The organism is Pseudomonas sp. 4CAES_32.4, from assembly GCF_058136335.1.
On the sequence record NZ_CM176882.1, the window covers coordinates 1,218,987 to 1,231,232 of the forward strand.

The following is a 12,246-nucleotide window of genomic DNA, read 5'->3' on the forward strand; positions in this document are numbered from 1 at the left end:
GCGGCAGCTCCTACAGGTGAAATGTGTCAAGCGAATCGCCTCAACACCCGCCAGACGGGCTGCCGTGACAGGCTGATTACGTTATACTCGCCGGCTTTCAAAAGTTCGCCAACGAGTGCTGCCCGTCATGGAAATCAACCCGATCCTGAACACCATCAAGGACCTGTCCGAGCGCTCCGAAACTATTCGGGGGTATCTTTGACTACGATCAAAAGCATGAGCGTCTGACTGAAGTCAATCGCGAGCTTGAAGATCCGAGCGTCTGGAACAAACCTGAATACGCCCAAGAGTTGGGCCGCGAGCGCGCTGCGCTGGCGCAGATCGTCGACACCCTCGACGAACTGAACGCCGGTCTGGCCGATTGCCGCGACCTGCTGGACATGGCCGTCGAAGAAAACGACGAAGGCGCAGTGGGCGATGTCGTCGCCGAGCTGGCCCGTCTTGAGGAAAATCTGGCCAAGCTGGAATTCCGCCGCATGTTCAGCCATGAAATGGACCCGAACAACGCCTACCTGGACATCCAGGCCGGTTCCGGCGGCACTGAAGCCCAGGACTGGGCCAACATCCTCCTGCGCATGTACCTGCGCTGGGCGGATAAGCGCGGTTTCGAAGCGACCATCATGGAACTGTCGGCCGGCGAAGTCGCCGGTATCAAAGGTGCGACTGTGCACATCAAGGGCGAATACGCCTTTGGCTGGCTGCGTACCGAGATCGGCGTGCACCGTCTGGTGCGCAAGAGCCCGTTCGACTCCGGCAACCGTCGCCACACTTCGTTCTCCGCGGTGTTCGTCTCGCCAGAGATCGATGACAAGGTCGAAATCGAAATCAACCCGGCAGACCTGCGGATCGACACCTATCGTTCCTCCGGTGCCGGTGGTCAGCACGTAAACACCACCGACTCGGCCGTACGTATCACTCACGTACCGACCAACACCGTGGTCAGCTGCCAGAACGAACGTTCCCAGCACGCCAACAAGGACACCGCCATGAAAATGCTGCGGGCCAAGTTGTACGAGCAGGAGATGCAGAAACGCAACGCCGCGTCGCAAGCGCTGGAAGACACCAAGTCCGACATCGGCTGGGGTCACCAGATTCGCTCTTACGTGCTCGATGCGTCGCGGATCAAGGATCTGCGTACCAACATCGAACGCAGCGACTGCGACAAGGTGCTCGACGGCGATATCGACGAATACCTGGAAGCCAGCCTGAAGTCCGGGCTGTAAAAAGACGCGATACAGCATCGGCTGATTCAGCACGATCCCTGTAGGAGCCAGCCCTGCTGGCGATCCCCGGGCCGCAAGGTCCGGGGGCAACGAACCTGATGGAATATCTAAAGACATGAGCGACCAACAACTCGACCCGCAAGCACTGCAACAGGAAGAAAACTCCCTGATCGCCCTGCGCAAGGAAAAGCTTGCTGCCGAGCGCGCCAAGGGCAACGCCTTCCCGAACGACTTCCGCCGCGACAATTACTGCGATGCCCTGCAGAAACAGTACGCGGACAAGACCAAGGAAGAGCTGGCAGAGGCTGCAATCCCGGTCAAGGTTGCCGGTCGCATCATGCTCAACCGTGGCTCGTTCATGGTGATTCAGGACATGACCGGTCGCATCCAGGTCTACGTCAACCGCAAGACCCTGTCCGAAGAAACCCTGGCCGCGGTGAAAACCTGGGACATGGGCGACATCATTGCCGCCGAAGGCACCCTGGCGCGTTCCGGCAAGGGCGACCTGTACGTTGAAATGACCAGCGTACGTCTGCTGACCAAATCGCTGCGCCCGTTGCCGGACAAGCACCACGGCCTGACCGACACCGAGCAGCGCTACCGTCAGCGTTACGTTGACCTGATCGTCAACGAAGAAGTGCGTCAGACCTTCCGCGTACGTTCGCAAGTGATCGCGCACATCCGCAGCTTCCTTATGAAGCGCGACTTCCTCGAAGTTGAAACGCCGATGCTGCAGACCATTCCGGGCGGCGCTGCGGCCAAGCCGTTCGAAACCCACCACAACGCGCTGGACATGGAAATGTTCCTGCGTATCGCGCCTGAGCTGTACCTCAAGCGTCTGGTGGTTGGTGGTTTCGAGAAAGTCTTCGAAATCAACCGCAACTTCCGTAACGAAGGCGTTTCGACGCGTCACAACCCTGAATTCACCATGTTGGAGTTCTACCAGGCGTACGCCGATTACGAAGACAACATGGATCTGACCGAAGAATTGTTCCGTGAACTGGCGCAGCTGGTTCTGGGCAGCACCGACGTGCCGTACGGCGACAAGGTGTTCCACTTCGGCGAGCCGTTCGTACGCCTGTCGGTGTTCGACTCGATCCTCAAGTACAACCCTGAGCTGACTGCCGATGATCTGAACGACATCGACAAGGCCCGCGCCATCGCCAAGAAGGCCGGTGCCAAGGTGCTGGGTTTCGAAGGTCTGGGCAAGCTGCAGGTGATGATTTTCGAAGAACTGGTCGAGCACAAGCTGGAACAGCCGCACTTCATCACTCAGTACCCGTTCGAAGTGTCGCCGCTGGCCCGTCGCAACGACGACAACCCGAACGTCACTGACCGTTTCGAGCTGTTCATCGGTGGCCGTGAAATCGCCAACGCCTACTCCGAGTTGAACGACGCGGAAGACCAGGCCGAGCGCTTCATGGCGCAGGTGGCCGACAAGGACGCCGGCGACGACGAAGCGATGCACTACGACGCCGACTTCGTTCGCGCGCTGGAGTACGGCATGCCGCCAACGGCCGGTGAAGGCATCGGCATCGACCGTCTGGTGATGTTGCTGACCAACTCGCCGTCGATCCGCGATGTGATCCTGTTCCCGCACATGCGACCGCAAGCGTAAACGTTTCAGTTAAAAAGCCGCCTAAAACAGGCGGCTTTTTATTGCCTGTCTGGTACAAATGTATCAATTGGTTAATTTCGCAATAGCAGAGGAAGTTCTGTCGTGATGGGTGCAATAGCTCAAGAAGGTGCAGCGGGTATCGCCACTGCGGTCGCTGAAAGCGTTCAGTACCAGGGCCGCAAGGCCAGCCGACAGGGCAGTGAGCAGCGTCGCCAGGACATTCTCGACGCAGCGATGAGGATTGTCGTGCGTGATGGCGTGCGCGCCGTGCGTCACCGCGCAGTGGCTGCCGAGGCTGGTGTGCCGCTGTCGGCGACCACGTATTACTTCAAGGACATCGATGATCTGCTGACCGATACCTTCGCTCAATACGTCGAGCGCAGCGCGGCGTACATGGCCAAGTTGTGGGTCAACAATGAAGGCTTGTTGCGCGAAATGGTGGTCAGCGGCGACGGTAGCCCGGAGTCGCGCTCGCAATTGGCCGACGACATTGCGCGGTTGATGGCCGACTACGTGCATCGGCAATTGGTTAACCGTCGCGAGCATTTGATGGCCGAGCAGGCGTTCCGCCAGGAAGCGCTGCTCAACCCGCGTCTGGCGATTCTGGTGCGCTCGCACCAGCAGATTCTGCTGCAGGGCACCTGCCAGTTGTTCCAGGTATTGGGCTCGCGCGAACCGCAACAGGATGCCAAGGTGTTGACGGCGATTATCGGTCGGATGGAATATCAGGGCCTGCTCAACGACGCCGAGCCTTTGGCCGAAGAGGACATGCTCGGCATTCTGACGCGCTACATGCACCTGGTGCTCGCATCGGTGTAACGCAATCGTTGCCGCGTGACGCCGATCCCAATGTAGGAGCTGCGGAAGGCTGCGATCTTTTGATCTTGCTTTTAGAGATCAAGATCAAAAGATCGCAGCCTTCGGCAGCTCCTACAGTGGAAGGTGTTTCAGATTCATAGGGAGTCTTGAATGAAAGCCTGGCGTGGCGTGCTGATCGCCTTGTCGTTCCTGCTGCTCAGTGGCTGTCTGGTGACCTTCAAGGAACCGCTGGCCGCCAGTGATCCGGCGCCCAAGGGCCTGCTCGGCAAATGGTCGAGCACCAATGCCTGGGGCGACTCCATGAACCTTGAGCTGACGCGACTGGGCAATGATCGCTATCAGGCAGTCACCTACTTCAAGGCCAAACCCCATGAACGCGAGGCCCATCCGTTCACCGTGGCGCGTCACGGCAGCCGCTGGTATCTGTCGGCGAAAGTCCCGGCGCAGTACGGCGGCCATTACACCATCGCCGGTTTCGAACTCACCGACAAAGGCGAACTGGTGATCTACAACCTCGATCTCGAACAGATCAATCAAGCGATCAAACAGAAAGACCTCGACGGTCAGGCCTTCCAGACCGACGATGGCGACGGTGTGCAAGTCGACAGCAGTCTCGACAAGGTCTTTGCTTACCTCGACGATCCAGCCAATTCCGATGTCTTCGTCGAAGCCGTGCGCTACCAGCGTCGGGCCAGTGCCAAATAATTTCACACGTCAGGTGTTCTACAGGAGTTTCGGGTGGACGATTACCAGCAGACGATACGCATGTTGTCCGACCGCATTGTGCTGGCGCAGACGCCGATCCGCGTACTCGACGCGGTCAAGTGGGACGAGAGCATTCGCAAGGGCTTCCTCAAGGCCAAAGGCAAGGAAATGCCGGCGGTGGATCGTGACTACTACCTCAATCGGCCACTGAGTTTCGATTCGAGCAAGGTCAAACTGGAATTCCAGAACATCGAGCGTGACATCACCCGCCAGCTCGGCCAGTTCAACCCGGTCGGGCAGATCATGCGGCGCATGTGCAAGGAATACCGCATGGTGGTGCGCATGCTTGAAGCGCGCGGCACCGAGGATTTCGGCCTGATCTCGCAGGAGCTCTACGGCGCCGCGTCCGATGCCTTCCACGCCGGTGACCCGACGCTGGCCGACCTTGGCCTGATGATGTCCGACTATTTGAACAATATCGATGGCCGTGGCGATCTGAAGGATGAGCCAAAACTCCTCACCGCCAAAGACGCGGTGCATCTGCTGCAGACCCGTCTGAACAAGGTGTTTGGTGAAGCTGAAGAAACCATTCGCGTGTTCGAGTCCGACGGCATCGTCGCTGACGCGGCGGCGGGCGCGGACTACATCAAGATCCGCACCGACGCGATGTTCAACGATCGCGACGTGCGCGCGCTGGAAGTCCACGAAGGCCTGGTGCACGTCGGCACCACGCTCAACGGATTGAACCAGCCGATCTGCACCTTCCTGTCCAAAGGCCCGCCGTCGTCGACGGTGACCCAGGAAGGCCTGGCGATCCTGATGGAAATCATCACCTTCGCTTCCTATCCGAGCCGTCTGCGCAAGCTGACCAACCGCACCCGCGCGATTCACATGGTCGAGGAGGGCGCTGATTTCCTGCAGATCTTCGAGTTCTTCCGCGAGCAGGGCTTCGAAATGGCGGAAAGCTACGGCAACGCCAGTCGCGTTTTCCGTGGATCGACACCGAACGGTCTGCCATTCACCAAAGACTTGTCCTACCTCAAGGGCTTTATCATGGTTTACAACTACATTCAGTTGGCCGTGCGTAAGGGCAAGCTTGAGCAGATTCCGTTGTTGTTCTGCGGCAAGACCACGCTGGAAGATATGCGTACGTTGCGCCAATTGGTGGATGAAGGGCTGGTGGTGCCGCCGAAATACCTGCCGGACCAGTTCCGTGATTTGAACGCGTTGTCGGCGTGGATGTGCTTCTCCAACTTCCTCAATCACTTGAGCCTGGACCGGATCGAAGCGGATTACTCCAACATTCTCTAGACCACACACAATTCCTGTGGGAGCTGGCTTGCCAGCGATTGCAATCTGTCAGTCAATATTAATGTTGGCTGACCCGCCGCCATCGCTGGCAAGCCAGCTCCCACAAGGTTTTTTATTGCCACAATCATTGTGTTCCAACCTGAACTTTTGCGAGGTTTCACCGGATGAGAATCCTCGGCCTCTTCTGCCTGCTCCTGACCCTCGGCGGTTGCAGTTCGCTGCTGTTCTACCCCGAGCCAGGGCAGATCTTCACCCCGGAAAAAGCCAAGCTCGAATACCGCACCGTGACGCTGGTTACGGCTGATGGCCTCAAGCTCAGCGCCTGGTGGCTGCCGGCCAAACCCGGCGTCGAAGTCAAAGGCACCGTGCTGCACCTGCACGGCAACGGCGGCAATCTGCCGATGCACCTCGGTGGCAGTTGGTGGTTGCCGAAGAACGGCTATCAAGTGCTGTTGGTGGACTATCGCGGCTATGGCCTGTCCGAGGGCGAGCCAAGTTTGCCGGCGATCTATCAGGACATCGACGCCGCGTTCGCCTGGCTCGACAAGGCGCCGGAAGTCAAAGGCAAACCGCTGGTGTTGCTCGGTCAGAGCCTCGGCGGTTCGATGGCCGTGCACTGGCTTGTGCAGCATCCCGAGCGACAGAAACAGCTCAAGGCACTGGTGCTCGACGGCGTGCCTGCCAGCTATCGCAGCGTCGGCCAATACGCGCTCAGCACCTCGTGGCTGACCTGGCCATTCCAGGTGCCGCTGTCGTGGCTGGTGCCGGATGGCGACAGCGCGATCAACTCGATGCCGCAACTCAACGGTGTGCCGAAGCTGATCTTTCACAGCATCGACGATCCGCTGGTACCGCTTTCCAACGGCATCCGTCTGTATCAGGCTGCGCCGCCCCCGCGTGTGCTGCAACTGACCCGTGGCGGGCATGTGCAGACCTTCGGCGATCCGGTGTGGCGCCAGGTCATGCTGCGCTATCTGGACGATCCCGAGCATTTCAACGGCCTGCGCCGCCTCGGCGAAATCCCCAATTACCCGACACCCCCGAATTCTGAAGATGAGAGTCCGCAATGAGTGAAGAACGTAACGCCATCCCGCTGATCATCACGGGTATCTGCAGCATCCTCGGCACCGTCGGGGCGCTGTGGTACTACGGTTACCTGCACTTCGCCAAACCCGAAGATGCGTTGCTGCTCAACGAATTCACCATGCTCAAGACCGTGCCCGGCGAAGACTACAAAGTCTCGCTCGACCCGGCGCCGCAAGTGGCGCAGTGCATTGATGGCGTGCTGGTGTTGTTCGATACCGAGCAGAAAGGCCTGACCGGCGTACTGATCAATGCGCAGAAAAAAGCCGTGCGCTGCATGGGCGAAGAGACCCCGCAAAAACTCCAGCCTTAAAAGCATAAGATCGCAGCCTTCGGCAGCTCCTACAGGGAACGCATTCCCATGTAGGAGCTGCCGAAGGCTGCGATCTTTTGATCTAAAAAAGCCCCGCCTGACTCAGTCAGGCGGGGCTTTTGCGTTACCGCGAGCGGCTTAGTTCGAGCTGACAGCCGAACGTGGCATCACTGGCTGGTTGTCGTTGGAAATGGTCACTTCCACACGACGGTTCATGGCACGGCCGGAAGCGCTGCCGTTCTCGGCAACCGGGTATTCCTTGCCGTAGCCCTGAGTGACGATGCGCGCTGGATCAACGCCCATTTTCACCAGTGCGGTGCGCACGGAGTTGGCGCGACGCTCAGACAGCGACTGGTTGTGGCTGGCAGTACCGGTGCTGTCGGTGTAACCCTCGACGATCACTTTGCGATCCGGGTTTTCCTGGAGGAATTGCGCCAGTTTGTTGATGTTGACCAGACCGCTGGACTTCAGGTCAGCGCGGTCAGTGGCGAACAGCACGTCACCGAAAGTCACCAGCGTACCGCGATCGGTCTGCTTGGCGTTGAGGCTGTCCTGCAGCTGTTTGATCTGCTGATCGCGGGCATCCAGACGTGCCTGGGCGCGTTGTGCCGACGCGTTCTTCAGGTTGGCTTCAGCGGTGCGCAGGGCGATGGTCTGCTTGGCCACTTCCACACGCTGGTTGGTCAGGTAGGCCAGTTGGTCAACCTTGGCCGCGTCTTGCTTGTCCAGATAAGCCTTGTCGGCCTTGTCCAGGTAATCGCTTGCGTCTTTGGTTTCCAGCGCCGCAACTTTGCTCGCCTGCGGATTGGATTGCAGGCCGGCGTAGTTGGTACGCGCCTGTTCCAGATTCGGGTTAGGCGGGGTAGAGCAGGCAGCCAGAGCGACACTTGCGGCCAGAAGAGCTGGGATCATCAGTTGCTTACGCATAATTTTTCGTCCTTTCTATCGATAAAGTTTCAGCATTGCGGTCGGGATGCGCGCTTACTGCACGGTGCGCTGACTTTCCTGACGCAGTTCCTGAACACCTTTCTGGGAATCCTTCACGGCTTGTTCGGCTTTCGCTGCCTGAGCCTTGCGTTCGGCTACGCGAGCGTCCCACTCGGCTTGCTCGGACAGGGTGCGAGCTTCGTCATACTTCTTGTCGTGCATGGCGATTTCGGCTTGTTTGAGTTTGTCTTGCGCTTGCTTCATTTCAACGGCAGCAAACTCTGTACCGCCGGCGCTGACCGCGCTGTTTACCGCAGACTGGGTAACGGCGTATTGCTCGGTCGGTGGGTTACCAGCGCAACCGGCCAGTACGAAGCTGGTGCCGATCGCCAGAGCAGCCAGTTTCAGACCGCGCAGGTGGGTAAACGAGGTTTGGTTTTTCATGGTCTTCAACTCCATTAGGCATCTCCTGAAAACATCTGAATCCATCCTGGTCGAGGAGCCGAAAATGTCGTATCCAAGTGCGTTATTTGAAACGCTCGTTCCAGGCGTGGTTACAGCTTCCGACCGGAGCGATTTTTCAAAAGTTCAGAAAAGATGGCTCATCGCCAAAATAATTTCTGACTGAGTGGACAAGGCTCTAAAGCGGGAACTTTGGCGGGATGGAGCGGTACGCGCGGGGGGGGAGAGACGCAGTTTTGAAGGCAAAATAGAGTCCCTGTGGGAGCTGGCTTGCCAGCGATGGGGGCATCAGATTCAACACGTCAGTGACTGAACTAACGCTATCGCTGGCAAGCCAGCTCCCACAGGTTTAACGCAATGTCGGATCAGTGCTTTTGCTTGCCTTCAACCGCCGAGAGGTCATGCAAATGCCGTCGCGACAACGCCAGAAAACGCGGCGTAGGCCCTACATCTTCATACAGCGGATCACCTTCCTCATCGGTCGCCACCACTGTCGAACCCTTCACATACGGCAGGCTCGCTTCAAACTCTTCAAGCGCTGCGCCGATCAGTTCGCCGAGCAGTTCTTCGGCATGCCGTTTGGGGTACATCTCGGCAATAGCTGCCAGTCGTGCAGCGGCTTCAACGTCCAGATGAATCGTGTAGCCGGTATCGGTCAGGCGACCCTTGGCGTTTTCTTCCCAATGCTGGGCGAGTTCACGAATTTTCATGATGACCTCATTTCGCGCCTGCTCATGGCAGGCCTGGGTGAGTGTCCGGCAGCGCCGGCGGCAAGCCGTTGTACGGCTTACTGTTGAGACTAGCTTTCGCCCGCAAGGTTTAAAGTCCCTTCGTCGGCTGCTTGTAAGAAGCGTCGCAGAGCGGCACTCTCTAGGTCATGCACTCGTTTCTAAGCCGTCCGGATTACTGCTGGGGAATTGCTGATGACCGATATTGATGCACGCTTGCGCGAAGACGTTCACCTGCTCGGAGAGCTGTTGGGCAACACCATTCGAGACCAGTACGGCGAGGCCTTCCTCGACAAGATCGAGCAGATTCGCAAGGGCGCCAAGGCCGACCGCCGCGGCTCGATGGACGCTGAGCTGAGCGCCAGCCTCAATCAATTGAGCGAGGACGAACTGCTCCCGGTGGCGCGGGCGTTCAACCAGTTTCTCAATCTGGCTAACATCGCCGAGCAGTATCAGTTGATTCATCGGCGCGAAGAGTCGCAGCCAGCGCCGTTCGAATCCCGCGTGTTGCCGGAATTGCTCGCGCGTTTGCGCAACGAAGGCCACAGCGCCGAGTCGCTGGCGCGGCAATTGGCGCGGCTGGAAATTGAACTGGTGTTGACCGCGCATCCGACCGAAGTGGCGCGGCGCACGCTGATCCAGAAGTACGACGCCATCGCCGGGCAACTCGCCGCGCAAGACCATCGCGACCTGACCACAGCCGAACGCGAACAGATCCAGAACACCCTGCAACGGCTGATCGCCGAAGCCTGGCACACCGAAGAAATCCGCCGCACGCGACCGACGCCGGTTGATGAAGCGAAGTGGGGTTTCGCGGTGATCGAGCACTCGCTGTGGCAGGCGATTCCCAACCATATGCGCAAGGCCGACAAGGCCTTGTTTGAAGCGACCGGCCTGCGTTTGCCACTGGAGGCGGCACCGATTCGCTTCGCTTCGTGGATGGGCGGCGACCGTGACGGCAACCCTAACGTCACCGCCGCAGTGACCCGCGAAGTGTTGCTGCTGGCGCGCTGGATGGCTGCCGATCTGTACCTGCGCGATGTCGATCACCTCGCCGCCGAACTGTCGATGCAGCAGGCCAGCGATGCGCTCAAGGCCAAGGCCGGCGACAGCGCCGAACCGTACCGGGCGGTGCTCAAGCAATTGCGCGAACGCCTGCGTGCCACGCGCAATTGGGCGCACGCTGCACTGACCGCGCCAACCCCGGCCCCGGCTGATGTGCTGAGTAACAACCGCGATCTGCTTGATCCGCTGGAGCTGTGCTTCAATTCGCTGCACGAGTGCGGCATGGGCGTGATCGCCGACGGACCGCTGCTCGATTGCCTGCGTCGTGCAGTGACCTTCGGTCTGTTCCTCGTGCGCCTCGATGTTCGCCAGGACTCGTCGCGCCACAGCTCGGCGATGACCGAAATCACCGATTACCTCGGGCTCGGTCGTTACGAAGACTGGGACGAAGAGCAGCGCATTCGTTTCCTCACGCAAGAACTGAGCAATCGCCGCCCACTCCTGCCAGCGCACTTCAAACCATCGGCCGAAACCGCCGAAGTGCTCAACACCTGCAAGGAAATCGCTGCTGCGCCGGGTGCTTCGCTCGGTTCCTACGTGATCTCCATGGCCGGCGCTGCTTCCGATGTACTCGCCGTGCAACTGCTGCTTAAAGAGTCCGGCGTGCTGCGGCCGATGCGTGTGGTGCCGCTGTTCGAAACCCTCGCCGACCTCGACAACGCCGGGCCGGTGATGGAACGGCTGTTGCTGTTGCCGGGTTATCGCGCGCGGCTGCAAGGCCCGCAGGAAGTGATGATCGGTTACTCCGACTCGGCCAAGGACGCCGGCACCACCGCTGCGGCCTGGGCGCAATATCGTGCGCAGGAACGCCTGGTGGAAATCTGCCGTGAACAACAAGTCGAATTGCTGCTGTTCCACGGTCGCGGTGGCACTGTGGGCCGTGGCGGTGGCCCGGCTCACGCGGCGATTCTGTCGCAGCCGCCGGGTTCGGTGGCGGGGCGATTCCGCACCACCGAGCAGGGGGAAATGATTCGATTCAAATTCGGCCTGCCGGACATCGCCGAGCAAAACCTCAATCTGTATCTGGCGGCGGTGCTTGAAGCGACCTTGCTGCCGCCTCCGCCACCGACACCGGAGTGGCGCCACTTGATGGATGAATTGGCGGCTGACGGTGTCAGTGCTTACCGCCAGGTGGTGCGGGAAAATCCGCAGTTCGTTGAGTATTTCCGCCAGTCCACGCCGGAGCAGGAACTGGGCCGTTTGCCGCTCGGCAGTCGTCCGGCCAAACGTCGTGCGGGCGGTATCGAAAGTCTGCGGGCGATCCCGTGGATTTTCGGCTGGACGCAAACGCGCTTGATGCTGCCGGCATGGCTGGGTTGGGAATCGGCGCTGTGCAAAGCGCTGGAGCGCGGCGAAGGCGAATTGCTCGGGCAGATGCGCGAGCAGTGGCCGTTTTTCCGTACGCGCATCGACATGCTCGAAATGGTCCTGGCCAAGGCTGACGCGGATATCGCGCAGTCCTACGACGAGCGTCTGGTCGAGGCGGATCTGCTGCCGTTGGGCGCGCAGTTACGCGACCTATTGTCGCAGGCGTGCGCGGTGGTGCTCGGCCTGACTGGTCAGTCGCAGCTGCTGGCACATAGTCCGGACACCCTCGAATTCATCCGTTTGCGCAACACCTACCTCGACCCGCTACATCTATTGCAGGCCGAGTTATTGGCCCGTTCACGGCAACAGGATGTCGAGCAGGGCAGCCCGGTGGAACAGGCGTTGCTGGTGTCTGTGGCGGGGATTGCCGCCGGTTTGCGCAATACCGGCTGAGGTTTTTGGCGTGGCGCGCGGCACCGGCTGGATGCACCGGTTGCCGCTTGGCCTGACGGGCGAAAGTGCCGGCAGGCGACAGTTAATGATGGGGTTGCGACTTGGGTTACCGCGTCACAAGGTCGCGAGAGGCTGCGGTTTCTCCGACTTTTGGCGTCTTGTGTGGGCGCAGCCTGCTGTGTATCTTGATCAGCCTTTGGCCGTTTCTGCGGCCACGACCCGTATTTTCAG

The 12,246-nt window shown here is 59.6% G+C and carries 11 protein-coding genes; 8 read left to right on the forward strand and 3 right to left on the reverse strand.

Annotated features, from left to right (window positions below):
* Window positions 1-127: 127 nt before the first annotated feature.
* The 7 genes from prfB (at window position 128) to AC3Y64_RS05360 (ending at window position 7,072) form a co-directional block, all read left to right on the forward strand.
* A protein-coding gene (prfB, locus tag AC3Y64_RS05330) for a peptide chain release factor 2 (RefSeq protein WP_122591275.1) occupies window positions 128-1,223 on the forward strand; the annotation gives its coding sequence in 2 pieces (ribosomal slippage) (window positions 128-199 and window positions 201-1,223; 1,095 coding nt in all).
* Between the two features lie 115 nt (window positions 1,224-1,338).
* Entirely contained in the window at window positions 1,339-2,841 is a 1,503-nt protein-coding gene (gene lysS / locus AC3Y64_RS05335) for a lysine--tRNA ligase (RefSeq protein WP_158953767.1), read from the forward strand.
* Between the two features lie 105 nt (window positions 2,842-2,946).
* Window positions 2,947-3,660, forward strand: coding sequence for a TetR/AcrR family transcriptional regulator (locus tag AC3Y64_RS05340; protein WP_034154855.1), 714 nt, complete (start codon window positions 2,947-2,949; stop codon window positions 3,658-3,660).
* A gap of 150 nt (window positions 3,661-3,810) precedes the next feature.
* Entirely contained in the window at window positions 3,811-4,365 is a 555-nt protein-coding gene (locus AC3Y64_RS05345; protein ID WP_489986688.1) for a hypothetical protein, read from the forward strand.
* A gap of 60 nt (window positions 4,366-4,425) precedes the next feature.
* Complete coding sequence (locus tag AC3Y64_RS05350; RefSeq protein WP_489987926.1) at window positions 4,426-5,676, forward strand: flavohemoglobin expression-modulating QEGLA motif protein; 1,251 nt, start codon at window positions 4,426-4,428, stop codon at window positions 5,674-5,676.
* A gap of 164 nt (window positions 5,677-5,840) precedes the next feature.
* Entirely contained in the window at window positions 5,841-6,746 is a 906-nt protein-coding gene (locus AC3Y64_RS05355) for an alpha/beta hydrolase (protein ID WP_489986689.1), read from the forward strand.
* A complete protein-coding gene (locus AC3Y64_RS05360) occupies window positions 6,743-7,072 on the forward strand; it encodes a PA3694 family proteiin (RefSeq protein WP_489986690.1) in 330 nt (109 codons plus the stop codon). Before AC3Y64_RS05355 ends, AC3Y64_RS05360 begins: the two co-directional genes overlap by 4 nt.
* A 138-nt stretch (window positions 7,073-7,210) precedes the next feature.
* On the opposite strand, the gene lptF is transcribed toward AC3Y64_RS05360, so the two are convergent.
* From lptF to AC3Y64_RS05375, 3 genes are all read right to left on the reverse strand, one after another.
* Window positions 7,211-7,999: a lipotoxin F family OmpA-related lipoprotein LptF gene (gene lptF, locus AC3Y64_RS05365; protein ID WP_489986691.1), complete on the reverse strand. Its 789-nt coding sequence runs from the start codon at window positions 7,997-7,999 to the stop codon at window positions 7,211-7,213.
* A gap of 54 nt (window positions 8,000-8,053) precedes the next feature.
* Window positions 8,054-8,458, reverse strand: coding sequence for a DUF4398 domain-containing protein (locus AC3Y64_RS05370; protein WP_034154861.1), 405 nt, complete (start codon window positions 8,456-8,458; stop codon window positions 8,054-8,056).
* A 368-nt stretch (window positions 8,459-8,826) separates the two neighbouring features.
* The gene (locus AC3Y64_RS05375; protein ID WP_016983304.1) at window positions 8,827-9,171 is read right to left on the reverse strand and encodes a hypothetical protein; all 345 of its coding nucleotides are present in this window, start codon (window positions 9,169-9,171) and stop codon (window positions 8,827-8,829) included.
* A 213-nt stretch (window positions 9,172-9,384) separates the two neighbouring features.
* On the opposite strand from AC3Y64_RS05375, the gene ppc reads away from it, so the two are divergent.
* Window positions 9,385-12,015 carry a phosphoenolpyruvate carboxylase gene (gene ppc / locus AC3Y64_RS05380; protein WP_489986692.1) on the forward strand — a complete coding sequence of 877 codons (2,631 nt, stop codon included), beginning with the start codon at window positions 9,385-9,387 and terminating at the stop codon, window positions 12,013-12,015.
* Window positions 12,016-12,246 lie beyond the last annotated feature (231 nt).